This is a genomic window from Brevibacterium sp. LE-L, assembly GCF_050214925.1.
Lineage (GTDB): Bacteria > Actinomycetota > Actinomycetes > Actinomycetales > Brevibacteriaceae > Brevibacterium.
The window spans coordinates 3,436,495-3,461,364 of the sequence record NZ_CP189759.1 but is presented as its reverse complement, the minus strand read 5'-3'; the positions used below and the strand labels follow the sequence as shown (position 1 = coordinate 3,461,364).

The window sequence follows — 24,870 nt, the reverse complement described above, 5'->3', positions numbered from 1 at the left end:
GTGTGACGGCGACCTCAGATTCGCGCGGGAATAACTGCAGCGGATCTCCTGTTGATTGAGTCGTATACGCTCAACTCTGAAAGAGGAGGTCGGCTTTGGCCACATTCTTCGGACCCGCAGGTTCGGGTGGAGACTCATTCGACGAGTTCCTCGCCCGCTTCCTCCAGGGACAGAACGGAGCCCGCCGCGGGCGAGCCGTCGACATCAACCGCCTGCTGAGCAAGCGCAGCCACGAAGTCATCGAGGCCGCCGCCGAATTCGCCGGCAGGCACGGACAGTCCGAGGTCGACGCACTCCACATCCTCCGCACGATGGTCGATTCCGAACCGGGAATCTCCGCCGTGCGGCAGGCAGGTGCTGACCCCGAGGCCATCGCTCACAGCATCGAAGAGCGCCTTCCGGCGAGTACCGACACCGAGGTGGAATCCACACCGACGCTGACCGGTTCGGCCCAGCGGGCGCTGCTCGACGCCTACCAGGTGGCCCGCGCCTTCGGTTCGACCTACATCGACCCGGAGCACATCTTCTTCGCCTTCGTGCTCAACCAGGAGATGCCTGCGGGCCGCATCCTTGCCCAGGCCGGAGTCACCCAGGCGGCCCTGCAGGCAGGAGCCGAAGCAGCCGAGGCCGCAGGCATGCACCCCGGTCAGGAAGCCGACGGTGAGGACGGGCAGGGATCGGTGCTGGAGAAGTACGGCACCGACCTCACGGCGCTCGCCGCCGAAGGCCGCCTCGACCCGGTCATCGGCCGTGCCGACGAGATCGAACAGACCATTGAGATCCTCGCCCGCCGGACGAAGAACAACCCCGTCCTCCTCGGCGAGGCCGGCGTCGGCAAGACCGCGATCGCCGAAGGCCTCGCACGTGCCATCCACTCCGGCGATGTGCCCAAGCAGCTGCACGGCAAACGCATCATCTCCCTCGACATGCCCGGAATGCTCGCGGGCACCCGCTACCGAGGCGACTTCGAAGAACGACTGACCGGGGCGCTGAATGAGATCGCCGAGGACGGAGACATGATCGTCTTCGTCGATGAACTCCACACCCTCGTCGGCGCCGGCGGCAACGGCGAAGCGAATTCGATGGATGCCGGCAACATCCTCAAACCGCGACTGGCGCGCGGCGATCTGCACATGATCGGCGCGACCACGCTCAAGGAATACCGCACGATCGAGAAGGATTCAGCTCTCGAACGCCGATTCCAGCCGGTGATCGTGGGCGAACCGAGCGTCGCCGATGCCGTGACGATCCTCGACGGACTCAAGGACCGCTACGCCGAATTCCACGAGGTCACCTACACCGACGAGGCGGTCCGGGCCGCCGTCGAACTCTCCAACCGCTACATCACCGACCGGTTCCTTCCGGACAAGGCCATCGACCTCATCGACCAGGCCGGTGCCCGGATGTCGCTCAAGCGCGGACCTGGTGTCGACATCGACGCCCTCAAGCTCAAGCTCTCCGAGCTCGAGGCCGAGAAGAAGTCCGCGATCGAGGTCGAGGACTACGAACGCGCCGGACGCCTGCGCGATGAGACCACCGAGGTGGCCGCCCGGATCGACACCGCGGAGAACCCGGGTGCCGACGCCGCGAAGACCGTTGCCGCCGAGGCGATCATCGACGACCAGGAGATCGCCCAGGTGGTCTCCCGTGCCACCGGAATCCCGGCGGCCCGGATGACGCAGAGTCAGAAGGTGCGCCTGGCGAACATGGAGGACGTCCTCCACGATCGTGTAGTCGGGCAGGACGAAGCGGTGACCGCGGTGTCACGCGCCATCCGCCGCAGCCAGACCGGGATGAGCGATCCCGACCGGCCGATCGGCAGCTTCCTGTTCCTCGGCCCCACCGGTGTCGGCAAGACCGAACTGGCCAAGGCGCTCGCACAGACCCTGTTCGATGACGAATCCGCGATGATCCGCTTCGACATGAGTGAGTTCGGCGAACGCCACACCGTGTCCCGTCTCGTCGGTGCCCCTCCCGGCTACGTCGGCTACGACGAGGCCGGGCAGCTCACCGAGCAGGTCCGCCGCCGCCCGTACTCGGTCATCCTTCTCGACGAGGTCGAGAAGGCCCACCCGGATGCGTTCAACCTGCTGCTGCAGGTCCTCGACGACGGACGGCTGACCGACGGTCAGGGTCGGACGGTCGACTTCCGCAACACCGTCATCATCATGACGAGCAACCTCGGTTCGGAGTTCATGTCCGGCACTCCGCTGGGCTTCGCCGCTGGTGCCGCCGAGGATGCGGAGAAGGACCTCAAGGCCAAGGTCATGGGTCGGCTCAAGGAGTTCATGCGTCCGGAGTTCATCAACCGCATCGACGACACCGTGATGTTCTCCCGTCTCGATCGTGAGCAGCTCCACGCCATCGTGGGCCATCAGCTCGAGGCTTCACGGCAGCGTCTCGAGGCTCAGGGCATCGGTCTCGATGTCTCGCCCGAGGCTCTCGACTGGCTCGCCGACGCCGGGTATGAGCCCGAATTCGGTGCCCGTCCGCTGCGCCGGGTGATCCAGCGCGAGCTTGATGACCGGATCGCCGATCTCCTCGTCACCGAGGCGGTTGGCGACGGTGGCCGGATCCGCGCCACCGTCGTCGACGGGGATCTCACGGTCACGCCCGAGGCCCGACAGGAGGTCATCACCGCCTGATCGCCGAGGCGGTCGTGCACCGACCGTCGAACCGAAGAGCCCGAGGTAGGAGGATCGCAGGTCCTTCACCCCGGGCTCTTCGTCTGCCGCGCGAATCACTGCGCCGCATAATGCGCGGTGCAGCACGAAGCGCTGCACCGCACCGCTGAGCCCGACGGACGTTCTCAGCTCTTCACCGGCTGTTCCTCGTTTGCGCCGAGGAGGCGGTTGAGGACGAGTCGTTCGCACAGCGTCCACGTGGTCGTCGTCGCCAGGTAGAGAGCGGCAGCCAAGGGGACGAAGAGCGCGATCACTGCGGTGATGAAGGGCATGAAGCTCAGGGTCTTCATCACTCCCGACAGGTCCGGCATCGCCGGGGACTCGTGGCCTGATCGGGCCGGGGGAGCTGCGGGAGTCTCCGGGGCGGCGGGGGTGAGCAGGTGGCGGGAGAAGCCGGCGACGACGGCGATGAGCACGACGAGGATGAGGTAGACGGTGATCGCCGAACCGGTCAGGTCTCCGGCGCCGAGCAGCTTGACGAAGCTCGTGCTCAGGGGTAGTCCGAGGAACGTGTGTCCGAGCAGCTCATTGGTGTGCCCGCCGATCGTCGCGTTGATGAATAGTCCGTAGACGGCCATGAGCACGGGCATCTGTGCGAGCACCGGCAGGCACCCGGCGAAGGGGGAGGCGTTCTCCTCCTTGTACAGCTCCATGAGCTTCTGCTGCTTGAGCTCGGGCTGCTTCTTGTACTTCGTCTGGAGCTCGCTGATCTTCGGTGCGAGCCGTTTGCGGGTGATCCCGGCTTTGACCTGGGAGACTCCGACGGGGATGAGCACCGCCCGCACCAGAAGGGTGAGCACGATGACGGCCAGTGCGGCGCTGAAGCCGCCGGCTAAGGGTTCGAGGAAGGAGCTGATGCCGGTGACCACGGTGTATGCGGCTTCGACGAGCAGGCGGATGGGGAGGAATTCATAGATATTCATCTGGGCTGTGTCCTAGGGACTGGGCGCACTGCGGCGCGGGTGAGTTGGGCCGAATGAGGCCATCACCGTGACGAGGCAGGAGGACACTTCGCGGACGGATGCACCGTCGGTCGGGGAGATTCCCCGCGCCGAGGCGGCACGCGGGTTCCGTGCGAAGGGCACCCGGGTCCCGTGCGAAACGACACCCGGGTCCTGTGCGAAACGGCGCCCGGGTCCCGTGCGACAGCGCGGGGGAAGCGTCGTTCAGGCGATGGCGTGAACGACGCCGGTCGGTGCTCTGGCCAAAGCCGTACCCGGAGTGCCGGGTTCTTCGGGCATCCGGAACTCGCGCACACTGCTGCGCATGTCCGGCAGCGACGGTGGACGCGTCGACAGCGACAGCACGCGCAGCAGAGCGATGCTCGCCCAGGCAGCGATCGGCGTCAGCAGGGCCGCGCCGAGGAGAGCCAGAACGATGAGATGAATGGGGGATTGGGGAACGACCGAGTCGAGATCGGAAGACAGCACGACGACGAGCAGCTGCAGAGTCAGCCACATATTCGCCATCATCTCGTCCCCTTTCCTGTGCGTCGATGCTAGCACGCGAGCCCGCGTGGCGGTCTCAGTCCTGCGCGTCGGCGGCGAGGTCCGGATCTCGGGCGAGACGCACGAGCGCGGCCGCGAACCCGGCGAGGTCCTCTTCGTCGACCAATGCGGCCAGCTTCTCGTCCTGCTCAGGCAGACCGGCCGTCTTCGCGCCCTTGCGGACGAGCGGGTCGAAGGCGGGCCTGACCGAGGGCCAGACCTGCTGGACCTCTCGGAGGAAGATGGACGCCCCGGTCGGACCGATCCCGGTGAATTCCTGCAGGAGCTTCGCAATCCGGCGAGGCTGCCCCTCGGCCTCATCGCGCAGCTTCCGCAGGTCCCCGTCCCAGCGGTCGATGAGCAGACCGGCGGCCTCGGACTGACGGGTGGCGGTGCTCTCGTCGTACCGCCGATAACCACCGCGTCCGAGCGCATCGACTCGCTGTTGCCACGTGCTCGCGTGCAGGCTCTGCGGAGTTCTCCACTTCGCCGAGAACAGTTCGCGCGCGCTCGCGAGGGCGATGCCAGAGCTGATGCGCGTCGACAGGAGCAGGCTGAGGACGAGCAGCTGCCACAGCGGGGCCGGCTTGTCCCGGAGAGTGATCGAGGCCTCCGCGGCGAAGGTGCGACCGTGCCCATCGAGGAGGCGGCCGGCCCGATCTCGCTGTGTACTCATGCGGCCGATCCTATGTCCGAGCCCGGTCGAAGAGTCAAGGGTCGCCGGAGCCTCAGCTGCCGGTGTTCGTCCGCTCACAGCGGCACCGTCCCGCTTCCAGCGGATTTGTGCCCGCTACGCCGTCGCCAGGTCGCACAGTTGAGGCATGCACACACGATCCGCAACCAGCCCACCGATGTTCTCCGACGCCGACGAGTCTCCGCCGACGACCACGATCCCCGAATCCCAGCGCATGCTCTACGCCTACCGATCCGTCGTCTTCAACGGAGAGCTGCGCGACGAGAGCGGAATGGAGATCATCTCCCGCCTCGTCCTCCTCTCCGCCGAGGATCCGCGTTCCGATATCCACCTGTGGATCAATTCTCCGGGCGGATCCGTGCCGATGATGCATGCGATCGCCGACACCATCGCCGCCCTGCCCAATGATGTGGTCACGATCGCCTTCGGGTGGGCCGCCTCGGCGGGGCAGTTCGTGCTCAGCATGGGCACGACAGGGAAACGTCTCGCCCTGCCTCACGCTCGTATCCTCCTCCACCAAGGCTCGGGTGGGATCGGCGGAGCCGCCGCCGACATCGAACTCCAAGGCGACGACCTCCGAGAGGTCCGGGACTCCGTCCTGCAACGGATCGCCGAGGCGACCGGGAAGACGCACGAACGCATCTTCGAAGACTCACTGCGGGACCGGTGGTTCACCGCCGAGGAGGCGATCGAGTACGGACTCATCGACCGGGTCCTCACTTCCCCGGCCGACCTGCATGCCCAGATCGGAGGAGGGCGATGAGCCAGTACACGATTCCCAATGTCGTCGACCGCTCCGGGGGCAGCGAGAAGATCGTCGACGTCTACTCGCATCTGCTCGGAAACCGCATCGTCTACCTCGGCGTGCCCATCGACGACGGAGTGGCGAACACGATCATTGCGCAGCTGCTCCACCTCGATTCGGGCAGCCGGGATCTGCCGATCAGCATGTACATCAACTCCCCGGGCGGGTCACTGACCGCGATGACTGCGATCTTCGACGCCATGCACCACATCGGCGCGCCCGTGGCCACCACCTGCGTCGGGCAGGCGGTCGCGGATGCGGCAGTGCTCCTGGCCGCAGGAGAGCCCGGTCAGCGGGCGATGCTCGCACATGCCCGCGCAGTGCTGCGTCAGCCGCATGCCGAAGGTGCACGGGGCACGATTCCCGACCTCATCGTCGCCGCAGACGAGATCGTCCGACAGCGCCGAGAAGTCGAAGAGATGCTCGCCGGCAGCACAGGGCGGACCCCGGAGCAGATCCACCGTGACTTCGATCGCGACCTCGTCCTCGACGCCCAGGCGGCACGGGACTTCGGACTCGTCGACGTCATCCTCTGACTCCCTGCTCCCGCCGAGGTGGTCGGAAGTACTCCCCGAGGATGACGACGGCGTCGGGTGCAATGATCGTACGCATCGGCACTGCGGTCGTCTCACCTGCGATCTTCTTCGCGGCGAGGCGGCCGGGACCGCGCGCGGCCGCACTGGCAGGACTTGTCCTCCTCGACATCATCACCCTCAACCGACGCCGGTGGCGGCAGGCCGGGGGACCGCCGTGGGCGTATGCGGCACGAGAGGGGACGAGGAGCGCCGAGGCGACCCTGGCGCAGCGTTTCGCCGAAGGTGACATCGAGGAAGCCGAATACCGCGCCCGCCTCGAGGTGCTGCGGGCGAATCGGCTCGAGGCCGGCAACGGCTGAGTCGTTCAGGCGGCCAGAGCGAGCCGCACCTGACCCGCCGCCGGCGGCGAGGGTGCGGCTCGCGTCATATCGGCGGCGGAGAGGAGCGTGGTCGCGGAGACTCCGGAGGTCATGCCGACAGCCGCGAGCACGAGGATCTGCGGCAGCTGCAATCCGAGGACCGCTGCGACGGCCTCGATGACCTCCGACGACGGGTCCTTGAGTCCGCGTTCGATCTCGGAGAGGAACTGGGTCGAGACCCCGGACCGTTCAGAGACCTGTGCCAGGGTGAGACCCATGTCGGTGCGGCGCAGTCGGAGTGCGCGGCCGAGCGCCTCACGCCACAGCAGCGGCGGGGTCGGACTGTGCGGGAGCATGTGGGTCATGTGGTGAGCCTACGATCTGCAGGGCCGCCTCGGCGAGAGCTTCTGCTCTCAGCAGAGAAGGAACTTCGACGTGAAGTGACTCACAGGCATTGCGGAATCGGCAGCCAGTTAAGTTAGGCTGTCCTACGTTAATGTCGAGGAGTCGCATCAGGCTCCGACCACTGTCGAAAGGACAGGAATGTCAGTTCCTCACAGCCGCCGGGCCGTCATCGCCGGAGCGCTCGTTGCGCTCTCGCTCACCGCCACCGCCTGCGGACAGGGATCGCAGTCCGCGGAGGAATCCGGATCTGCCGATTTCGAGACCGTGACGATCAAGCACGCGCTGGGGGAGGCGGTCATCGAGTCCGAGCCCGAACGCGTCGTCACCCTCGGCCAGGGATCGACGGAGACCGCGATCGCGTTGGGCAAGACTCCGGTCGGTATGGAGGAATATGCCTGGGGCAGCGACGACACGGGGTACATGCCGTGGATCTATGAAGCCGTGAAGGAAAAAGGAGAGGAGCTGCCCAAGCAGTTCCAGGGCGACACGGAACTCGACGTCGAGGCCATCGCCGAACTCGAACCCGATGTCATCCTCGCCCCCTGGTCGGGTGTGACCGCTGAGCAGTACAAGCAGCTCGATGACATCGCCCCGACCGTGGCCTACCCGAAGCAGCCGTGGACGATTGAATGGGATGAGCAGATCACGACGATCGGGAAAGCGCTCGGTCAGGAAGAGGAGTCCGAGGGCCTCGTCGACGACATCAAAACCCAGCTGAAAGAGGCCAAGCGGGACGAGTACAAGGACCTCACGTTCTCCTACGTCTACAACTCGGGGCCCGGCACACTCGGTGTCTTCTATCCCTCCGAGCAGCGCGTGGCGATGGTCTCCGCGCTCGGATTGACCCCGGACCCGGTCATCGACGAGCTGAAGAAGGACTACGACGAACCGGGCACGGACTCGGCACTCATCGGTCTGGAGAATGCCGACAAGCTCAACGACTCGGACCTCATCTTCACGTTCTACTCCGATGCGAAGAACAAGAAGGAAGTGGAGTCCCAGGGACTGTACGCAAACATTCCCGCCGTCAAATCCGGCGCCGTCGTGGCATCAGAGGACCAGGCCTTCGTCACCGGGTCCTCGATCATCAACCCGCTCACCGTCCCGTGGACTCTCGAGCGCTACGTGCCGATGATCGACAAGGCAGTGAAGAAGCTCGACAAGTAGAACAGGGGGCCGGCCGGGAAGCTGGGCGTGCTCAGTCGAGCGCGCTCAGCTTCTGCCAGTCTTTCCAGCTGTAGACCCAGTCGGAGATGTCGCTGTCCTGAGTCGACAGGCTCACGTGGGAGCCGGTGATCTCGACGGGGTCGCCGAAGATCGCCGAATCGAAGTACTGCTTCGCCCGTTGGGTCGAGAGGTTGATGCAGCCGTGGGAGACGTTCTGCGAACCTTGGACGCCGGTCGACCAGGGGGCGGCATGGATGAATTCGCCGTTGTTGTGGATGCGCACGGCCCACTGCACATCGGTCTCATAGTCCCACTGCTCTGACTTCATCGTGTAGTCGGCGGCCTTCGACATCACCACGTGGGTGCCGTTGTACGACGGAGATTTCGGGGCGCCGAGGGACGCGGGGAAGTCCATCACCTCTTTGCCGTCACGGGTGACGACCATGCGGTGGGTCTTCGCGCTTGCCTCGACGACCTGTTTGCGGCCGATCTCGAAATCGAGGGTGAGGTCGTTCTGCCCCACGCTGTTCTCGCCCGTGGGCACATTCTTCAGCGGCACGTCGACGGAGACCTTCGAATGGGCGGGCCAGAACTCCTTCGGGCGGAAGTGCAGTCGGGACTGCGGATCGTCGTACAGCCATCCCCAGGACCCTTCGACCTTGCGCTCCTTGCCGTCCTTGTCGGTGACCTTCACCGAGAGTCTGCGTTCCACATCGTCGCGGAAGTCTTCGGACACGGTGGAGCCGAAGCTGAGGATGATGGGGGCGGCGACGCCGACCGTCTGATCGTCGGCGAGCGTCGTGCGCACCGACATCGGCGCGGCGGTGGTGGCACCGACGGCCACCGTGGTCTTGAGCTCGGCTTCGTCCCCGTCTGGTGTGGTGGCGGTGGCCTCCACGGTGTACTCGCTGTCGGCGACGAGATCATAGCGGGAGATCCAGGCGGCGGACTCTGCAGGGGCGGTGACCGCCTCGGCGCCGTCCTTGTCTTTGGTCTCGCCCGAGGCGGCCTCGGATGAGGAGCTGTCGCTCGGTTCGGAAGACGTGGACGTCGGGGTCGAAGAGCCCGCCTGCGCATCGTCATCGGTGTCGAGGGCGGTGCCGGAGACGTCGAAGAAGGTGCCCGGGTCGGCGGTGATGCGGGGGTGCTCCTGCTCGGTGACGGAGACGTCGGTGAGGGTGGCGTTCTCGACGGCGATGCCGATGCGCTGCCCGGCCTCGAGATCGAGCTCGTCACCGGATTCGACGACCTCTCCGAAAGCGTCGCCGGTCGGGATGGCTGCCGGTGCTGATGCGCTCGGGGCCGCGGTGGATGTCGCATCATCGGTGGGCGGGGAAGACGGGGCCGCCTCGGCGGCGGTCTCGGCCGAGTCGTTCGTGATGGCACCGACGCGGAAGACGGGATCGGCGGCTGCCTCGGCGGTCTTCGCATCTTTGCGAGTCGCGTCGGGGTCGGAGCTCGACGGCGTGCACGCCGTGAGCAGGGCAAGCACCGAAAAGGCGGCAATAGCCCCTTGGATCTTCTTGGGCAACAGGGAACCTCGTTCGAACACAGGGATGAGAGCTGCGAACAATGGTAATGAAGTGAAATCACGAAAGTATTAACGAAAGCGCTTCTCAACCCTGGAAATAGGCGACCGCGGGGCATTGTCGGCGGGACTGACCTGGGCCGACGGGGGAAAAGGGGAGTTGTGAAATTGTGATCTTCAGGCAAAAAGGACTCCCCGTGCACCCGCCAGAGCTCGCTTACCCTTGCTGCCTTCCGGCCCTGGGGGAGTTCACAAGATGACGCCGCACGGGGAGCCAGCGACCAGTCTAGTCGAGAGCGACCTCGGCACACAAAACGAGTGGGCGGGGCCAGAAGCTCGCGAGGCAGCGGGACCTGCCGTGGGCAGGGTTCTTCACCCGCAGGACGTGGGATGGTTCACACTCGGCCACTGCGATTTCGCATTGTCGTCACGACTCGGATAAGCTGGCTCGCGGAGGATTCGCCTAGTGGCCTATGGCGCTCGCCTGGAACGCGGGTTGGGTTAACGCCCTCAGGGGTTCGAATCCCCTATCCTCCGCCAGAGAAGTCCCGGATCGTCGACACGACGGTCCGGGACTTCTGCGTTGCAGAGACTGCCGGCTCGCATGTCGGCCGGTCCGGCTTCGGCCGCCCAGGGCAGGGTCAGGCTGCCTGGCACACCGGGCACCAGAACAGGTTCCGGCCGGCGATCGTGGTCGTGAGTATCGGGCTGCCGCAGATCCAGCAGGGCTGATTCTGACGCCGGTAGACATACACCTCACCGCCGTGGTCGTCCTCGCGCGGAGGCCTGCCCATCGCCTCCGGCTCATGTTCGGGTCGGACGGTGTCGATGCGACCGCGCCGACGACCGATCTCCATGAGTTCGACGGTGTCGTGCCAGATCGCTTCTGCACGCTCACGTCCGAGCGATTTGCCCGGAGTGAGCGGATCGATGCCGAGGCGGAACAGCACCTCGGCGCGGAAGATGTTCCCCGTTCCCGCGATCACGGACTGGTCCATGAGCAGAGTGGCCACGGTCGAGCGTGACCTGAGCACTCTGTCGATGAATCTCTGGGGATCGGCATCGGCGCGCAGTGGGTCGGGCCCGAGTCGGTCGATGACGGCAGCGACCTCGGGAGGGTCGAGCAGCGCACAGGTGTTCGGCCCGCGCAGATCGGCCGTGTTCACTCCGTCGGTGATCCTCCACCTGACCTGTCCGACGACCTCGGGCTCGCCGGGCAGCAGCCGCATCGTGCCGTAGATTCCGAGGTGGATGTGGACCCGGGCATCGGTGGAGGCGAACCCGACGAAGAGATGCTTCCCCCAGGCGTCGGCACTCTCGAGCACATCGCCATCGAGCAGATGGGCACCGGTGAAGCGTCCCTGCGGAGTGGACGAGGAGAGGCGATGGCCGGAGAAGAGATCGACGAGGTCGCTGGCCAGATTGTGGATCACGTGGCCTTCCGGCATAGCTGTGCTCTCCTTCGTCCGAGGGGGCGCGGTCCCGATTCATGCCGCGCTGGTGTCTCCGGCCAGCATATGATGCCGCACTGTCGACGACAGACGGGAGGCTCTCGGACGGATCGTCCGGGAGCCTCCCGCGGGTCCGGCGCGCTCAGCGGCTCGCCGCGGTGGTCAGTGCTGCACCGTGCGGTGCTGACGCAATCAGCTCAACTTCTCGGCGATCGCGGCGTTGAAGGCCTCGAGATCACCGGGGTTGCGGGAAGTGATGAGATTGCCGTCGACGACGACCTCGGAGTCCTCCCACTGTGCACCGGCGTTGATGAGGTCCGTCTTCGTCGAGATGAAGGAGGTGAGCTTCCGCCCTTCGGCCACCCCCGCCTCGGCGAGGATCCATGGTGCGTGGCAGATCGCGGCCACCGGTTTGTCGGCGGCGAAGAACGCCTTGACCAGAGCGACGGCGTCCTCGTTCAGGCGCAGGGCGTCGGCGTTGAGGGTTCCGCCGGGCAGCACGAGCGCGTCGAAGTCCTCGACAGCGGCCTCGGCGACCGGAACGTCGACGTCGAAGGTCTGTGCATGCTCCCAATCGCCTTCCATCGCCTGCAGCGTTGCCTCGGAGGGAGAGACGATGGACGTCGTCGCTCCGGCGTCGTCGAGGGCCGTGCGAGGGCTGGTCAGTTCGACCTGCTCGACGCCGCGGGTCAGCAGGAATGCGATCTTCTTGTCGGAGATGGCCATGATGGTGCTCCTTAACTGTTGTGGATTCTGTCTGTTGGGATGATTGTCGTCGTGGTTGTCGTGCTGGTCGGTGGTGCGAGCGATGCCCGGCGACTCAGCGGAGGTGGGCCCGCTGCTCATCGGTCAGCGGCTTCGCGGGGAAGCGCAGCAGGACCTTGCCGGCCGGGTGGGCGGTGAGCAGGTGCCGGTAGGCGTCCTGGACCTCATCGACGTCGAAGACTCGGTCGATGGGCACGTGGATATGGCCGTAGGCGATCGCCTCACCGAGCCAGACCATGTCGTCTCGGCGAGCCGTGGCCTCACCAGCGATGTTCACCCCGTACGTCTCCGCGACGGTGGGACCGGCACCGATCGAGACGATGCGCTCGGCCGGGACGCCGGCGTCGAGCAGGCCGTCGATCTCGTCCTCGCCCTGGGTCGAATACGCGGCCTGGATTTCGTTCGGAGCGAGTGTGCGGACGTTGTCCCACATGCCCTCTCCGTAGGTCACGGGTTCGACGCCGAGGCTGCGCAGAAGGGCGTGATTGCCCTGACTGGCGCTGCCGATGACGCGCGCGCCGAGGTTGCGGGCGAGCTGGGCGACGATGATGCCGACGCCGCCGGAGGCCCCGGAGACGAAGAGCGTGTCGCCCTCGTTGAGGCCCAGGTCGCGGATCCCGGACATCGCGGTGCGCCCCGTGATGTAGAGACCGCCGGCAGTGTCGATCCCGAGGCCGCGCGGGACCCGATCGAGACGGTCTGCGGGATCCTCGATGAGCAGCTGCCCGGTCTGTGCCTGCTTCGGCAGCCCGCCGTAGACGAGGTCGCCGGGCGCGAAGTCCTCGACGCCGGAGCCGACCTCGGCGACGACACCGGAGAAGTCGACGCCGTTGCCCGAGCTGCCCTCGACGGTGCCGAAGCGACCGCCCTGGAGCATCTTCCAGTCCAGTGGGTTGAGTCCGGTGTAGAGGACGGAGACGAGGACGTGTCCGCGGCCGACCTCGGGGGTGGCCACCTCGGCGAGGTGAAGCTGATCGATGCCGCCGTTGGAGGTGTATTGGACCCGTCTTGTCATGCTTTGCTCCTGATCGGTTGACGAATCGGTGCGGTTGACGAATCGGTGCGCGGATCCCGGCCAGTGCCGACGCCCACAGCAGGGATAACGATGAAGGAGGCGAACTTGTTCCATCTCAGGAATGACCGCACTCCCCGGACCGGGCCGGCCAGGGGAGTGCGGTGGGGATGCGAGGTGCTCGAAACGAGCGGATCGCGGGACGCTCGAGGGGAGCGGTTCGGGGAGGCTCAGATATTCGGGAACTCGAGGCTGTAGCCGATGCCGGACTGCGACGCCGAGGTGATCTTCACCGTGCCGTAGTGGTTCTTGCCGGCTGCCGTGACGGTGCAGTTCTGCGAGCCTCGGCGGGCGGTGATCCGCAGGTCCGCGTAGCAGTCGACCGTGTCGACCGTGGTGCCCTGCTCGGCGTAGGCGTGCTTGATGTCCTTCTCGAGCGCATCCGCGGGGATCCTGCCATTGCCGTCCAGGTCGAGTTCGACTCCCTCTTCACCGATCCGCGGACCCTGGTAGTCCTCGCCCGCGGCGCTGCCGCCCGAGGACGACGATCCGCTCGAGGTGGAGGAATCACTCGCCGAGGATGAGCTGCTCGAATCCGTGGATCCGCTGCTGCTCGTGGTTCCATTCGCAGCCGATCCGCTCGATGATGTCCCGTTCGAGGTCGACCCGTCGGCAGCGGAGTCAGACGTCGAGGTGGACGAGGAGTGAGACTCCGAAGTCGGTTCCTCGGCGGCCTGGGTGGTGTCCGTCTCGGGGTTCTGCGCGTCCTCGGACTGTGCGGGCTGGCCCTGCTGTTCCTGGCCCTGACCTTCGGGCCCGAACGAGATGTGCATATCGCAGGCCGAGAGCGACAGGGTCGCTGCGAGGGCTCCGGCGACGGTGATGGTCTTGAGGAGTGTCTGGGTCTTCATGTCGGCTCCTGGACTCGTGGTGAAGAGGTGTCGGTGCTGCGTACATGACAAGCCTCTCAGCGCGGGTCGGCGGTCAGGGGACGGTTCGTGTTCGCATCCGGTGACGCATGTTCCAGGTCGGACACATCGGCCTATTCTGGAGTGGGATTCCGACACGGTGAGAGATTCTTCGCAGCCGATGTCGAAAACCCTCGTCCGGCTGCTTCCCAGTCATGTCAGCGAGCACAGCCCGTGCAAGCGACACCGGAGAAGGAGACACAATGGCCAAGTACCTCATGCTCAAGCACTACCGGATGCCGAGCGAATACATGGACTACACCCCCATGGATCAGTGGAGTCCGGCGGAGATCGACGCGCACGTGGCGTATATGAACGACTTCGCGCAGCGGCTCAGGGACTCCGGAGAATTCGTCGACTCCCAGGCGCTGTCACCCGAGGGGACCTTCGTCCGCTCCGGGGGAGAGGGCCGGCCACCGGTCACCGACGGGCCGTTCCCCGAGACCAAGGACCTCATCGCCGGTTGGATGGTCATCGACGTCGACGGCTGGGACCGCGCCGTCGAACTGGCCGGTGAGCTCTCGGCCGCGCCGGGGCTCGGCGGCGAACCGATCCGGGAGTGGCTCGAACTCCGGCCCTTCCTCGGACAGTCGCCGACCGTGACGGAATGACCCCATGACCGCCGCGGGAGCCTTCGACGAGGAGGGGCTGCGAGAGCTCGTCCCCGCAGTGATCGGCATCCTCCGCGGCCGGGGAGCAGATTTCCCGGCCGCCGAGGAGCGCTGCTTCAAGCATTGTCCGCATGGCCGGACGATCCTCCCCGCGACCGGCGCGGGTGGCTTGTGACCGTGGCCTGGCGGAAGTTCCTCGACGCTGTGCGCTCCGAGACGGCGCGCACGCGGCGCGAGCAGCGGTTCGTCGTCGAGCAACCGGCTCGAGTGTCTGGCCCGTCTGAGCATGTGACCAGCGCTGATGACACTCTGGCACTTTACTTTCTCTGCTCTCACCCGGACCTGTCTCCCGCCTCCGCCGTCGCAGTGACCCTCCGCGCTGTGGGCGGACTGACGACGCGGCAGATCGCCGCGGCCTATCTCGTTCCCGAGGCGACGATGGCGCAGCGGATCAGCCGCGCCAAGCGCATCATCGCCGACCGCGGACTCGACCGACCCGGCGATCTGTCGTCGGTCCTCCGCGTCCTCTACCTCGTGTTCAACGAGGGCCACTCCGGCGATATCGATCTCGCTTCCGAGGCCATCCGCCTCACCCGAACCCTGTTGACGATGACACACCATCCCGAGGCGTCCGGTCTGCTGGCTCTCATGCTGCTGCACCATGCCCGACGCGCCTCCCGGTTCGATGCCGAGGGCAGACTCATCGCGCTGGCCGAGCAGAACCGATCACTGTGGGACACGGACCTCATCGGCGAAGGCATCATGCTCCTGGACGCTGCGTTGGCTCGCGACCAGCTCGGCGAATTCCAGGTGCAGGCCGCGATCGCAGCCCTGCACGCGGATGCGCAGCGGGTCGAGGACACCGATTGGGGGCAGATCGTCGATTGGTACGACGAACTCCTCGAACTGACCGACACTCCGATCGTCCGCCTCAACCGGGCTGTCGCGGTGGGTGAGGCCCGCGGCCCCGCTGCGGGCCTGGCCCTGCTGCGTGAACTCGACGAGGATCTGCCCCGCCGCCAGGCCGTCGAAGCGCATCTGCGCGAACGCTCCGGTGATCTCCGTCGGGCCGCCGAGCTCTACGTCCGAGCCGCCGACCGGGCCGGCAGCTCCGCTGAACGGGACCATCTGCTGCGATGTTCGGCTCGGCTTCACGACGCACGCTGAGCCGACGCGAGCTTCGTCATTCTCAAGCGCTGCCGGCACGAGCGCCGCCGGGACCTCGGATACGATCGACACGACCACACCCCGCAGTCGAAGGAGGCCGGCCCCGTTTGAGCCACGTCCAGGAGTTCTTCCGCATCTCACCGGCCGAACGCGATCACATCCCCGCGTTCCGGATCGCTTTGGGAGTGGCGATTCCGCTGCTCGTGCTGCTCGGCGTCGACCGCCTCGATCTGGCCATCTACGCCGCCTTCGGCGCATTCACCGGCATCTACGCCCGGTTCGAATCCCCGCGCTCGCGGATCAGACGGCAGTCGATCGCGGCCGGTGTGCTCGTCTCCTGCGTCGGCATCGGAGCCCTGTTGGGCACGGCACAGACCAGCATCTGGGTGCTCATCGTCGTCACCGCCCTGGTCTCGGGGATCGGCGCGGTCATGGCCGTGCGCTTCCGCCTCAAACCCGGCGGGTCGATCTTCTTCATCTTCGCCACCGGGGCCGTGGGCTCGATTCCCGACGGGGCACCCGTCCAGGTGGCCGTGCCCGTCGCAGCCGCCTCGGCGCTGGTGTGCATCGGCCTCGGTGCCCTGGCCCACCGTGTCGGTGAGCGGATGCCCCGAGACAAGGAGACCTACGTTCGGGTGGGACTGTCACCCGTGGGCAAACGCGACCTGCTGGCCCATGCCATTCGCTTCACCATCGCCCCCTTGATCGCCGGCATTCTGGGCACCCTGCTCATCGATGTGCTGCCGCTGCTGTCCCACAGCTATTGGGCGATGGTCGCCGCGGTGGCACCGATCGCACCGCCGAGGCGCTCCGCCCGCCTCAAACGGGGTCTGCACCGTGTGGTCGGGACCCTCGGCGGAGTGATCGTCACCGCCTTCCTGCTGTCCTTCCCCGTCGAAGCCTGGCAGCTCGTCGTCTGGGTCATCGTGCTCCAGTTCCTCGCCGAGGTCTTCGTTCTGCGCAACTACTCCGTGGCACTGTTCTTCATCACTCCGCTGGCCCTGATGATGACGCAGATCGGACACCCGCAGCCGGTGGTCGAGCTGCTGACCTCGCGGGCCGTTGAGACCGTCATCGGCGTCATCGTCGGCATGATCGTCGTCCTCGTCGGCTTCGGCAGCGAACGCCGATCGACCGGGTCGGCGATTCTCGCACCGTCTGTCGATGACGACGACTGAGGCATTATTATCGGCGACGACCACGAGGAGAACCTCACCAAGCTGCCGGCCGTGGCCAAGCGCCGTCGGAACGAAACCTGATCCGACCGGCGCTCAGCCGAGAGTGCGATGCCGCCCGATCGGCAGCATGAGCGGCTGACCGGACACCGGATCGACGATGATCTGATTGGGCAGACCGAAGACACGCTCGACATTGGCCTCGGTGAGCACCTCGGCCGGTGTGCCCGAGGCATGGATGTTCCCATCGGCGAGCATGACGAGCCGATCGCAGTAGCGGGCGGCGAGGTTGAGATCGTGGAGGACCATGACGATCGTGACTCCGGAGCGCTGATTGAGCTCGGTGAGCAGATCGAGGACCTCCACCTGATGATTGACGTCGAGGAAGGTCGTCGGTTCGTCGAGGAGGAGGATGTCCGTCTGCTGTGCCAGAGCCATGGCGATCCACACCCGCTGCCGCTGACCGCCTGAGAGCTCGTCGACGGGACGATCAGCGAGCACAGCCGTGCCCGTGGTGTCCAGGGCGTCTGCAACGGCGAGGTCGTCCTCGGCGCTCCAGCGGGAGAAGGCCCCCTGGTGGGGGTGGCGTCCCCGACCGACGAGGTCGGCGACGGTGATGCCTTCGGGGGCGATCGGCGTCTGGGGGAGCAGACCGAGGATGCGGGCGAGTCGTTTGGCCGGCATCGAGTGCACCTTCCTGCCGTCGAGGACGACGGCGCCCGACCTCGGTGCCAACAGCCTCGACATCGATTTGAGCAGGGTCGACTTTCCGCAGGCGTTGGCCCCGACGATGGCGGTGATGCATCCGGCCTGAAGATCCAGATTCAGTCCCGCGATGACCTCGGCATCGCCGTAGGACAGGTGGAGGTCCTTCGCGGTCAGTGAGTGGTCCGTGGTCACAGGGAGCCTCCCGAACGGTTGATCCTGATGATGAGGTAGATGAGGTAGGGCGCACCGAGGATGCCGGTGATCACTCCCACCGGGTAGCGGGTGCCGAGGGCGAACTGGCCGACAAGATCGGCGACGAGCACGAGCAGAGCCCCGACGAGCCCGGCCGGCAGAAGCGGGGACGAGCCCGGACCGATGAGGCGGGCGGCGATCGGCCCGGACAGGAACGCCACGAACGCCACCGGCCCGGCCGCGGCGGTGGCGAAGGCGATGAGGCCGACTGCGGTGACGATGACGAGCAGCCGGGTGCGGGCCACCCGGACGCCCAGGGCCTCTGCGGCCTCGTCGCCGAGCTGAGTGATCGACAGGTTCTTCGCCTGACTGAGCAGGATCGGGGCGAGCGCGATGAAGGCGATGAGGACGGGCACCGCCGAGTCCCAAGCGGCGCCGTTGAGGCTGCCGGCCAGCCAGCGCAGGGCCTCCTGCAGGTCCCATTGCGCGGCTCGTGTCAGCTCCCAGTTGATGAGGGCATCGAGCATCGAGGCGATCCCGATGCCGACGAGGATGAGCCGGATCCCGGCCGCTCCGTTCTTATAGGCGAGCAGATAGATGAGCAGCGCCACGGCGAGACCGGCGGTGATGGCGACGACCGAGACTCCCGTGCGCCCCAGACCCAGGGTGATGATCGCGAACACGGCGGCCGCCGAGGCACCAGAACTGATGCCGATGATGTCGGGACTGGCCAAGGGATTGCGCAGCATGGTCTGGAAGGTGACCCCGCCGAGCCCGAAGCTCAGACCGACCAGTGCGGCGAGCACCGCCCGGGGCAGGCGCAGCCGACCGACCGTGAAGGAGGCTCCCGGCACCTGCTCGCCTCTGATCACGCCGATGACCTCGGCCGGCGAGTAGAACGTCTGACCGACCATGAGGCTGGTGAGGAAGACGACCACGACGAGCGCGGCGAGCACGGAGACGATGGTCGTGTATCGCCTTGCGCGCGATCTGCGCAGGCCGGCGACCGCCTCGGCGGTGGAACTGTGCTGGGTCAGACTCACAGGGACCTGACCTTCTGCCGACGGACGATGGCGATGAAGAAGGGGGCGCCGATGAGGGCGGTGAGGATGCCGACGTCGAGTTCGGCGGGGCGGGCGATGATGCGCCCGAGGATATCCGATGCCGTCAGCAGTCCCGCACCGGTGACTGCAGAGAACGGGATCAGCCACCGATGGTCGACGCCGATGAGCAGACGACAGGCATGGGGGATGACGAGTCCGAGGAAGCCGATCGGTCCGGCCACCGCGGTCGCGCCGCCGCAGAGGACGACGGCGCCGGCCGCGGAGACGAGCCGGGTCAGGCCGACGTGTTGGCCGAGTCCGGCGGCGAGTTCGTCGCCGAGGGCCAGGGCGTTGAGCCCGGGGGCCGAATAGATGCAGATGAGGAACCCGGCGAGGAGGAACGGTCCGACGAGGATGACCGCACTCATCGTCACTCCGCCGACCCCGCCGATCTGCCAGTCGCGGGCGAGGTCGGAGATGTCACCGCGGGGCAGAACGACGGCGCTGATGAAGGAGGTCAGGGCCGCTGCGGTGGCGGCCCCGGCCAGGGCCAGCTTGAGCGGGGTCGCTCCCTGCCTGCCCAAGGACCCGATCGTGTAGACGAATACCGCGGTGATGGCCGCGCCGATGATGGCGAACCAGATGTACTGGGTGGCGCTGGCCAGTCCGAAGTAGGCGATGCCGATGACCACGGCCAGGGAGGCTCCGGTGTTGACGCCGAGGATCCCGGGATCGGCCAGCGGGTTGCGGGTCACCCCCTGCATCACTGCGCCCGAGACGCCGAGGGCGGCGCCGACGCAGACGGCGAGCAGGGTACGTGGGATGCGTTTGGCCACGGCCGCCTGGTCGAAGCCGGTGGCCGAGCCGCCGTAGGCGGCGATGACATCGGCGAGGTCGACGCCGCGGGAGCCGATCATCGTCGAGGCGATGCCGAGGACGACGACGAGGGTGAGCGCGGCGAGCATCCACAGCAGGCGGACGCGAGTCGACCGCCGCAGCCGGGCGGCGGTCGACTCGATGGTGGTGAGTGCGGTCATCGCGATGAGCGGGTCCTACTTCTCGGCCGAGGCGGCCCCGTCGAGGGCGTCGAGGTAGTCGTCGAGGACGAAGGAGATCGACAGCGGAGTCGGATTCGCCGCGGTGCCCAGGGGGTCATCGCTGGTCAGGTTGACGATGGCGTCGTTCTTCACCGCCGGCATCTGTGAGAGCAGCTTGTCGCCTTCGAGGGTCTTGACGAGCTCGTCGTCGCCGTAGGTGACGATGATGTCGACATCGTCGAAGACATCGGCCTGTTCGGCGCTGACCGATGAGGAGAACTGATCGGTGTCGTCCGATGCCTTCTCGATGCTGGCCGGGGCCTTCATACCCAGGTCCTCGAAGAACATCGCACGGGTGTCGTGCGTGGTGTAGAAGTTGACCTCGGACAGATCGGAGGGATCGACGTGGGTGAGGAACATCGTCGATTTGTCCTTGATCGCCGGGTGCTCGTCCACGGCAGAGTCGATCTCGGATTCGAGATCCTCGACCAGCTGTTCACCTTCAGCCTTCATGCCGATGGCTTCGCTGTTGATCTCGATCATCTCCCGCCAGGGTGTGCCCCACGCCGTCTCCGGGTAGGCGACGACCGGTGCGATCTCGGACAGAGTGTCGTAGTCCTCCTGGCTCAGACCCGAATAGCCGGCGAGGATGACGTCGGGCTGGGTGTCGGCGACGGCTTCGAAGTCGATGCCGTCGGTCTCGTCGAACAGGGTCGGCGTCTCCGCGTCGAGGTCCTCGAGCTTGTCCTCGACCCAGGGCAGGACCCCGTTGCCGTCATCGTCGCCGAAGTCGGCACTGGCCATGCCGACGGGAACGACACCGAGGGCCAGGGGCACCTCGTGGTTGGCCCAGTTGACGGTGGCGACCCGTTCGGGCTTTTTGTCGATCTTCGTCGTGCCGAGCGCGTGTTCGATGGTCACCGGCTGCCACGAGCTGTCACCGCCGTCGGCTTCGTTGGAGGAGTCGGACGGTGAGCATGCGGCGAGCATGAACACGGCGGAGGCGGCTGCGGTGAGAACCAGCGCACGGTGTGGACGGGACATCGTTTCCTTTCGGCAGTGCTTGCCCGCGGGTCGAGGCTCCCGGATCGGATGAGTTCAGGGGCCCGGAGCATGCGTCGCAAGGACCGGTAGCTTAGGTGTGCCTAATCAAGGTATCCGAGGAGGCGGCCGGGCGCAATCAGGATATTCGGACACATGATTTCGCGGAACGGACAGGAGATTGCCCGACCCGGCCCAGCTGAGCGGTCGGCCCCGGCGGCGATCTCAGCGGCCGAAGAGACCCGGAGTGGTGCCGGTGATCCGCTTGAACGCGGTGGTGAAGGCGCTCGCGGACGAGTAGCCGACGTCGAGGGCGGCGGTCTCGATCTCATGGCCGGCGCCCATGAGGGTGACCGCATGTTGGATCCGAGCGGTCGTGATCCACCGGTTGAAACCCAAGCCGGTCTCGGCAGCGAAAGCGCGAGTGATGGTCCGGGAGCTCACGCCCAGCCTCCGGGACCACTCCTGCAGACTCGTCGGATCGCTCGGATCGTCGAGGACCGCGTCGACGATGGGTCTCAGCAGTGAGCTGCTCGGCTGGTGGACGAGCAGCTCATGACCGGTCGGTGCCATGACGTCGAGGATCATCGCCTCGGTCAGGGCATAGGACTCGCTGCTGACCTCGAGATCGAGCAGTCGATCGAGCAGAAGGCGGAGGAGATCGGTGACGGCGATCGCCGTCGGGGTGTCACTGACGCGGGGGCCGTCGACACTGAAATGGGCCGCGCGGAGGACGACACCGGCCGGGGTCCAGCCGGAGTGGGCGACGCCTGCGGGGATCCACATTCCCAGGGGTGCGGTGATCGTCCACGTTCGGGAGCCGACTGTGACGGTGCCGACCCCGGAATCGCGCCACAGCAGCTCATGCGTGGGGTGCGAGTGCTCGGCCCAGTACGTCTCCTCGCCCATGGCCTCCCGCGAGCCGAGGATCCTCGTCGGCATCGGGAGCTGGCCGGCCGCGTAGCGGGGAAGACGACGCTCCACGACGGACGAGGACGGTCGAGCCGTCGGGGAGCAGGGCTTGATCGTGGGCACGGATCAAGGATACTGCGGCATCAGTGCGCGACGAGGTCCGGATGCTCACGGTGGAAATCGGTGACCTGCTGCAGGGTGTGGCCGGCGGCGAGGAGCAGCTGCTCGTCGAAGTCCCCGGCGACGAACTGTGCGGCCACCGGGGTGCCGCGGTCGGTGAAGCCCGCGGGCAGGGTGATCGACGGCAGTCCGCAGCTGTCGATCGGCGCCGTGGGAACCGTCACGGCAGCAAACAGCTCGGGGCCGGTCGCGAGAGAGCTCATCTGGTCGATCGTCGGGGAGGCCACTCCGATGCCGGGCAGCAGGAGCAGATCGATATCGGCCATGAGGGAGCGCATGCGCCCGGTGAATGCGCGGCGGGACTCGAGCAGTCGGTGGTAGTCGACGGCGGTCAGTCCCTGTCCGATCTCGATGAGCCCGGACAGGTCGGGACCGTAGTCGCTCTGACGTGCAGGGTAGGTCGCGGCGTGGACCCCGGCGGTCTCGACACCGCACAGAGCCGTCCATTCCTGGGCCGCTTCGGGCAGGCCCGGAGTGCGGACGTCGAGAACGCGCCAGCCCAGTCCGGTGATCGTCTCGATCGTCGATTCGAGCATGGCGTTCGTCGCATCGTCGAAGTGCTCGGCGGCCAGCTCCCGGTCGAAGCCGACGACCGGGGTTCGCTCGAGTCTCAGATGCCGACTGTAGCGGGGCACCGGAGCCAGTGCCGAGGTCGGATCGTGCGGATCGTGTCCGGCGATGGTTTCGAGGATGAGTGCGGCGTCCCGGGCGCTGCGTGTCATCGGCCCGATGTGATCGAGGCTCGGGGCGAGGCCGAAGATGCCGTGGCGCGAGACTCGCCCCCAGGTGGGTTTGAGTCCCGTGACGCCGTTGGCCGAGGAGGGGAGGCGGATCGAGCCGCCGGTGTCCGAGCCCAGGGAGCCGAAGCAGAGGCCGGCGGCGGTGGCGACGCCCGAACCGCTCGAGGACACCCCCGTCCAAGTCTCGGAGTCCCAGGGGTTGACCGGCGTGGGCAGATCGGGATGGTGACCGGTGAAGGCGCCCTCGGTCAGGCGCAGCTTGCCGAGGATGATCGCCCCTGCCGCCCTCAGCCGAGCGACGACGGTGGCGTCGCAGTCCGGTTGGAAGTCCGCGTGGATGGTCGTGCCCGCCCCGGTCGGTGCATCGTGGGTGTACGCGAGGTCCTTGATCGCCAGCGGCACTCCGTGCAGCGGGCCGAGCCAATCGCCCCGGGCGAGGCGGTCATCGCGGTCGGCCGCCTCGGCGAGTGCCGTCTCGCCCATCACGGTGACATAGGATCCCAGCGCCGGATCAAGGTCTGCGATGCGGTCGAGCATCGCCGTGGTGGCTTCCCGGGCGCTCAGCCGTCCGGAGCGGATGAGATGGGAGATCTCGTGGAGCTCACGGAATTCGAGTCCGCTGTTGACCGAGGTGGTGCTCATCGTGCCTCCTTGCATCGGGGAGCCGGATCGCTCCGACTCCCCATGCTATCGACACGGGCGGGCCGGGTCACTCAGGCACACCCAGTTGCTCGACGAGGTCTCTCACCTGGGCAGACGGTTCAGCTGCCGGCAAGCTCCCGCAGCGCCTGAACGTGGGCGTCCAAGCGTCGCGTGCCTTCGTCGGTGATCGAGACCCAGGTCCGGGGGCGTTTGCCGACATAGCCCTTCTTCACCGCGACCATGCCGGTCGATTCCAGGGCCGTGATGTGCCGGGAGAGCACGGAGTCCGAGACGCCGAGCGAATCCCGCAGGAGTCGGAACTCTGCCCGGTCGCGGTTTTTGAGGCTGGCGACGATGCCCAGTCGGGTCGGATTGCCCAGGCCCGGATCGATCCGAGCCAGGGAATCGCCGAGGTCGGGGATCGTGTCGTCGGCAGCGTTGTTCTTCGAGGTCATGATCGGGTCCTTCGTCTCGGGCGGTCTCGCGGGTCTCGGACTCAGCGGCGCAGGCCGATGAGCGCGATGACCGGTGAGGCGATCCACAGGAAGGCGGCAGCCGCCAGCGGGACCACGGGCCCCGGTGAGATCGAGTCGGTGATGATCGCGGCCAGGGTGACGAGGACGGTCAGCGGCAGCCAGGTCAGCAGCAGAGCGGTTGAGCGTCGGCTCCAGCTCAGCGCCTTGACGAGGTAGACGATCATCGCCGGCACCAGCCAGGCCAGACCCGCACCGAAGATGATCAGCTGTGTCGTGTCGTCGTCGATGATGCCGATGGCGACGAGGCCGACGGAGATGCCTGCGGTGAGGACGAAGAGCATCGTCACCAGCGGCCAGGAGTCATGTGTTCGGGCCTGCTTCTGCGAAGCGTCGACCTGTGCGAGGAGTTCGTCGGCCTGCTGTGGGGTGGGGGTGGTCTCCATGCCTGCTCCTTCGGGTGGGCATCGCGGAGGCGATGCGGCTGAAAGTCATTTCAGTGTAACAAGTACTTTCCATTATGGAAAGTACTTTCATGCAGGAATCCCCAGGAGTTTGAGACAGGTGAAGGTGGACGCCCGGACGTCAGCCGGCCGAGGCGGCGACCGTAGCGGCGAGCTCTGTGGCCGCCTCGAGGTGGGAGTCGCTGACCTCACCGGTGAAGACGAGGGGGTCGAAGGCCAGCTTCCATCCCAGACCGGTGGTGATCTGACTCATCGCGGTCTCGGCGCCGGTCGTGTCATAGCCGCCGTGGATCCAGTAGGAGAAGGGCCGACCGGCCGTCGGCTCCCGCACCGCGTCATAGGTGGTGTCGAAGAAGTGCTTGAGCGCACCCGAGATGTACCCGAAGTTCGCGGTCGTCCCGAGCACATAGGCATCGGCGGCGAGGACATCGTCGACACTGGTGTCCAGAGCGGGTCGGACGGTGACGTCGATGTCGCCGAGCTCGGGCAGCCGCAGTCCGGCCAGAGCCGCCTCGGCGATCCGCTTCGTCGCCGTCGACGGGGAATGATGAACGAGCAGAACGTTGACCATGCCTCCACCCTAGCCCCGGGGACTGACGCAAGTCAGCCCCGATGTCTAAGGTG

At 66.7% G+C, this 24,870-nt stretch carries 27 protein-coding genes, 1 tRNA gene and 1 other RNA gene; 10 read left to right on the top strand and 19 right to left on the bottom strand.

The features are described from left to right. Positions 1-95 precede the first annotated feature (95 nt). Positions 96-2,645 (top strand): ATP-dependent Clp protease ATP-binding subunit, encoded by a 2,550-nt coding sequence (locus tag ACQE2J_RS15805; RefSeq protein WP_426936572.1) that lies wholly within the window; start codon positions 96-98, stop codon positions 2,643-2,645. A 164-nt stretch (positions 2,646-2,809) separates the two neighbouring features. On the opposite strand, the gene ACQE2J_RS15800 is transcribed toward ACQE2J_RS15805, so the two are convergent. From ACQE2J_RS15800 to ACQE2J_RS15790, 3 genes are all read right to left on the bottom strand, one after another. After that, a complete protein-coding gene (locus ACQE2J_RS15800; RefSeq protein ID WP_426936571.1) occupies positions 2,810-3,607 on the bottom strand; it encodes a YidC/Oxa1 family membrane protein insertase in 798 nt (265 codons plus the stop codon). A gap of 243 nt (positions 3,608-3,850) precedes the next feature. Continuing rightward, positions 3,851-4,156, bottom strand: coding sequence for a hypothetical protein (locus ACQE2J_RS15795; RefSeq protein ID WP_135537323.1), 306 nt, complete (start codon positions 4,154-4,156; stop codon positions 3,851-3,853). 52 nt (positions 4,157-4,208) lie between these two features. Next, positions 4,209-4,847 carry an endonuclease gene (locus tag ACQE2J_RS15790; protein ID WP_426936570.1) on the bottom strand — a complete coding sequence of 213 codons (639 nt, stop codon included), beginning with the start codon at positions 4,845-4,847 and terminating at the stop codon, positions 4,209-4,211. A gap of 145 nt (positions 4,848-4,992) precedes the next feature. Here ACQE2J_RS15790 and ACQE2J_RS15785 point away from each other — a divergent pair, with 145 nt between their 5' ends. The 3 genes from ACQE2J_RS15785 to ACQE2J_RS15775 all read left to right on the top strand — a co-directional run bounded on the left by ACQE2J_RS15785 (position 4,993) and on the right by ACQE2J_RS15775 (position 6,565). Next, complete coding sequence (locus ACQE2J_RS15785; protein ID WP_205683266.1) at positions 4,993-5,628, top strand: ClpP family protease; 636 nt, start codon at positions 4,993-4,995, stop codon at positions 5,626-5,628. Then, positions 5,625-6,206 carry a ClpP family protease gene (locus ACQE2J_RS15780; RefSeq protein WP_135537321.1) on the top strand — a complete coding sequence of 194 codons (582 nt, stop codon included), beginning with the start codon at positions 5,625-5,627 and terminating at the stop codon, positions 6,204-6,206. The genes ACQE2J_RS15785 and ACQE2J_RS15780 overlap by 4 nt, the downstream gene beginning before the upstream one ends. A gap of 62 nt (positions 6,207-6,268) precedes the next feature. Next, a complete protein-coding gene (locus ACQE2J_RS15775) occupies positions 6,269-6,565 on the top strand; it encodes a hypothetical protein (RefSeq protein ID WP_135537320.1) in 297 nt (98 codons plus the stop codon). A gap of 5 nt (positions 6,566-6,570) precedes the next feature. On the opposite strand, the gene ACQE2J_RS15770 is transcribed toward ACQE2J_RS15775, so the two are convergent. After that, positions 6,571-6,930: a helix-turn-helix domain-containing protein gene (locus ACQE2J_RS15770; protein WP_167854311.1), complete on the bottom strand. Its 360-nt coding sequence runs from the start codon at positions 6,928-6,930 to the stop codon at positions 6,571-6,573. 178 nt (positions 6,931-7,108) lie between these two features. Here ACQE2J_RS15770 and ACQE2J_RS15765 point away from each other — a divergent pair, with 178 nt between their 5' ends. After that, positions 7,109-8,137, top strand: a complete 1,029-nt coding sequence (locus tag ACQE2J_RS15765; protein WP_135537319.1) for an iron-siderophore ABC transporter substrate-binding protein — start codon at positions 7,109-7,111, stop codon at positions 8,135-8,137. Between the two features lie 31 nt (positions 8,138-8,168). Here ACQE2J_RS15765 and ACQE2J_RS15760 read toward each other — a convergent pair whose 3' ends face one another. Together ACQE2J_RS15760 and ffs are read right to left on the bottom strand one after the other, a co-directional pair. Continuing rightward, positions 8,169-9,668: an Ig-like domain-containing protein gene (locus ACQE2J_RS15760; RefSeq protein ID WP_425119315.1), complete on the bottom strand. Its 1,500-nt coding sequence runs from the start codon at positions 9,666-9,668 to the stop codon at positions 8,169-8,171. Between the two features lie 180 nt (positions 9,669-9,848). Continuing rightward, positions 9,849-9,944: signal recognition particle sRNA small type (ffs, locus tag ACQE2J_RS15755), an RNA gene on the bottom strand. Positions 9,945-10,117: 173 nt separating this feature from the next. Here ffs and ACQE2J_RS15750 point away from each other — a divergent pair. Beyond that, positions 10,118-10,205 (top strand) — tRNA-Ser (locus ACQE2J_RS15750). A 101-nt stretch (positions 10,206-10,306) separates the two neighbouring features. On the opposite strand, the gene ACQE2J_RS15745 is transcribed toward ACQE2J_RS15750, so the two are convergent. The 4 genes from ACQE2J_RS15745 to ACQE2J_RS15730 form a co-directional block, all read right to left on the bottom strand. Further along, entirely contained in the window at positions 10,307-11,113 is an 807-nt protein-coding gene (locus ACQE2J_RS15745) for an Fpg/Nei family DNA glycosylase (RefSeq protein WP_426936569.1), read from the bottom strand. A 195-nt stretch (positions 11,114-11,308) separates the two neighbouring features. Continuing rightward, positions 11,309-11,842, bottom strand: coding sequence for a type 1 glutamine amidotransferase domain-containing protein (locus ACQE2J_RS15740; protein WP_135537317.1), 534 nt, complete (start codon positions 11,840-11,842; stop codon positions 11,309-11,311). A 94-nt stretch (positions 11,843-11,936) separates the two neighbouring features. Beyond that, the gene (locus ACQE2J_RS15735) at positions 11,937-12,896 is read right to left on the bottom strand and encodes an NADP-dependent oxidoreductase (RefSeq protein ID WP_167854310.1); all 960 of its coding nucleotides are present in this window, start codon (positions 12,894-12,896) and stop codon (positions 11,937-11,939) included. 227 nt (positions 12,897-13,123) lie between these two features. Further along, positions 13,124-13,804, bottom strand: coding sequence for a hypothetical protein (locus tag ACQE2J_RS15730; RefSeq protein ID WP_135537315.1), 681 nt, complete (start codon positions 13,802-13,804; stop codon positions 13,124-13,126). Positions 13,805-14,064: 260 nt separating this feature from the next. Here ACQE2J_RS15730 and ACQE2J_RS15725 point away from each other — a divergent pair, with 260 nt between their 5' ends. The 4 genes from ACQE2J_RS15725 (at position 14,065) to ACQE2J_RS15710 (ending at position 16,817) form a co-directional block, all read left to right on the top strand. Further along, positions 14,065-14,472: a YciI family protein gene (locus ACQE2J_RS15725; protein WP_135537314.1), complete on the top strand. Its 408-nt coding sequence runs from the start codon at positions 14,065-14,067 to the stop codon at positions 14,470-14,472. 4 nt (positions 14,473-14,476) lie between these two features. After that, the gene (locus tag ACQE2J_RS15720; RefSeq protein WP_346763066.1) at positions 14,477-14,647 is read left to right on the top strand and encodes a hypothetical protein; all 171 of its coding nucleotides are present in this window, start codon (positions 14,477-14,479) and stop codon (positions 14,645-14,647) included. 191 nt (positions 14,648-14,838) lie between these two features. Beyond that, positions 14,839-15,639, top strand: a complete 801-nt coding sequence (locus ACQE2J_RS15715) for an RNA polymerase sigma factor (protein WP_426936568.1) — start codon at positions 14,839-14,841, stop codon at positions 15,637-15,639. Between the two features lie 107 nt (positions 15,640-15,746). Further along, entirely contained in the window at positions 15,747-16,817 is a 1,071-nt protein-coding gene (locus tag ACQE2J_RS15710; protein WP_426936567.1) for an FUSC family protein, read from the top strand. 93 nt (positions 16,818-16,910) lie between these two features. On the opposite strand, the gene ACQE2J_RS15705 is transcribed toward ACQE2J_RS15710, so the two are convergent. From ACQE2J_RS15705 to ACQE2J_RS15665, 9 genes are all read right to left on the bottom strand, one after another. Next, entirely contained in the window at positions 16,911-17,714 is an 804-nt protein-coding gene (locus ACQE2J_RS15705; protein WP_426936566.1) for an ABC transporter ATP-binding protein, read from the bottom strand. Beyond that, positions 17,711-18,757 (bottom strand): FecCD family ABC transporter permease, encoded by a 1,047-nt coding sequence (locus tag ACQE2J_RS15700; protein WP_135810838.1) that lies wholly within the window; start codon positions 18,755-18,757, stop codon positions 17,711-17,713. Before ACQE2J_RS15700 ends, ACQE2J_RS15705 begins: the two co-directional genes overlap by 4 nt. After that, entirely contained in the window at positions 18,754-19,794 is a 1,041-nt protein-coding gene (locus ACQE2J_RS15695) for a FecCD family ABC transporter permease (RefSeq protein ID WP_135537310.1), read from the bottom strand. Before ACQE2J_RS15695 ends, ACQE2J_RS15700 begins: the two co-directional genes overlap by 4 nt. 15 nt (positions 19,795-19,809) lie before the next feature. After that, complete coding sequence (locus tag ACQE2J_RS15690; RefSeq protein ID WP_426936565.1) at positions 19,810-20,838, bottom strand: iron-siderophore ABC transporter substrate-binding protein; 1,029 nt, start codon at positions 20,836-20,838, stop codon at positions 19,810-19,812. 222 nt (positions 20,839-21,060) lie between these two features. Beyond that, a complete protein-coding gene (locus ACQE2J_RS15685; protein ID WP_425119319.1) occupies positions 21,061-21,870 on the bottom strand; it encodes a helix-turn-helix domain-containing protein in 810 nt (269 codons plus the stop codon). A 20-nt stretch (positions 21,871-21,890) separates the two neighbouring features. Then, positions 21,891-23,309, bottom strand: a complete 1,419-nt coding sequence (locus ACQE2J_RS15680) for an amidase (protein WP_240688842.1) — start codon at positions 23,307-23,309, stop codon at positions 21,891-21,893. 119 nt (positions 23,310-23,428) lie between these two features. Beyond that, a complete protein-coding gene (locus tag ACQE2J_RS15675) occupies positions 23,429-23,764 on the bottom strand; it encodes a winged helix-turn-helix domain-containing protein (RefSeq protein WP_135537307.1) in 336 nt (111 codons plus the stop codon). A 41-nt stretch (positions 23,765-23,805) separates the two neighbouring features. After that, positions 23,806-24,228, bottom strand: a complete 423-nt coding sequence (locus ACQE2J_RS15670; RefSeq protein WP_135537306.1) for a hypothetical protein — start codon at positions 24,226-24,228, stop codon at positions 23,806-23,808. A 139-nt stretch (positions 24,229-24,367) separates the two neighbouring features. Next, the gene (locus ACQE2J_RS15665) at positions 24,368-24,817 is read right to left on the bottom strand and encodes a flavodoxin family protein (RefSeq protein WP_135537305.1); all 450 of its coding nucleotides are present in this window, start codon (positions 24,815-24,817) and stop codon (positions 24,368-24,370) included. Between the last annotated feature and the right edge of the window lie 53 nt (positions 24,818-24,870).

Coding starts and splice junctions, on each gene's coding strand:
- ACQE2J_RS15785 (WP_205683266.1), top strand. CDS start 4,993: ATGCACACACGATCCGCAACCAGCCCACCGATGTTCTCCGACGCCGAC.
- ACQE2J_RS15675 (WP_135537307.1), bottom strand. CDS start 23,764: ATGACCTCGAAGAACAACGCTGCCGACGACACGATCCCCGACCTCGGC.
- ACQE2J_RS15745 (WP_426936569.1), bottom strand. CDS start 11,113: ATGCCGGAAGGCCACGTGATCCACAATCTGGCCAGCGACCTCGTCGAT.
- ACQE2J_RS15730 (WP_135537315.1), bottom strand. CDS start 13,804: ATGAAGACCCAGACACTCCTCAAGACCATCACCGTCGCCGGAGCCCTC.
- ACQE2J_RS15720 (WP_346763066.1), top strand. CDS start 14,477: ATGACCGCCGCGGGAGCCTTCGACGAGGAGGGGCTGCGAGAGCTCGTC.
- ACQE2J_RS15795 (WP_135537323.1), bottom strand. CDS start 4,156: ATGATGGCGAATATGTGGCTGACTCTGCAGCTGCTCGTCGTCGTGCTG.
- ACQE2J_RS15770 (WP_167854311.1), bottom strand. CDS start 6,930: ATGACCCACATGCTCCCGCACAGTCCGACCCCGCCGCTGCTGTGGCGT.
- ACQE2J_RS15740 (WP_135537317.1), bottom strand. CDS start 11,842: ATGGCCATCTCCGACAAGAAGATCGCATTCCTGCTGACCCGCGGCGTC.
- ACQE2J_RS15695 (WP_135537310.1), bottom strand. CDS start 19,794: ATGACCGCACTCACCACCATCGAGTCGACCGCCGCCCGGCTGCGGCGG.
- ACQE2J_RS15680 (WP_240688842.1), bottom strand. CDS start 23,309: ATGAGCACCACCTCGGTCAACAGCGGACTCGAATTCCGTGAGCTCCAC.
- ACQE2J_RS15735 (WP_167854310.1), bottom strand. CDS start 12,896: ATGACAAGACGGGTCCAATACACCTCCAACGGCGGCATCGATCAGCTT.
- ACQE2J_RS15800 (WP_426936571.1), bottom strand. CDS start 3,607: ATGAATATCTATGAATTCCTCCCCATCCGCCTGCTCGTCGAAGCCGCA.
- ACQE2J_RS15670 (WP_135537306.1), bottom strand. CDS start 24,228: ATGGAGACCACCCCCACCCCACAGCAGGCCGACGAACTCCTCGCACAG.
- ACQE2J_RS15665 (WP_135537305.1), bottom strand. CDS start 24,817: ATGGTCAACGTTCTGCTCGTTCATCATTCCCCGTCGACGGCGACGAAG.
- ACQE2J_RS15790 (WP_426936570.1), bottom strand. CDS start 4,847: ATGAGTACACAGCGAGATCGGGCCGGCCGCCTCCTCGATGGGCACGGT.
- ACQE2J_RS15690 (WP_426936565.1), bottom strand. CDS start 20,838: ATGTCCCGTCCACACCGTGCGCTGGTTCTCACCGCAGCCGCCTCCGCC.
- ACQE2J_RS15780 (WP_135537321.1), top strand. CDS start 5,625: ATGAGCCAGTACACGATTCCCAATGTCGTCGACCGCTCCGGGGGCAGC.
- ACQE2J_RS15765 (WP_135537319.1), top strand. CDS start 7,109: ATGTCAGTTCCTCACAGCCGCCGGGCCGTCATCGCCGGAGCGCTCGTT.
- ACQE2J_RS15725 (WP_135537314.1), top strand. CDS start 14,065: ATGGCCAAGTACCTCATGCTCAAGCACTACCGGATGCCGAGCGAATAC.
- ACQE2J_RS15775 (WP_135537320.1), top strand. CDS start 6,269: ATGATCGTACGCATCGGCACTGCGGTCGTCTCACCTGCGATCTTCTTC.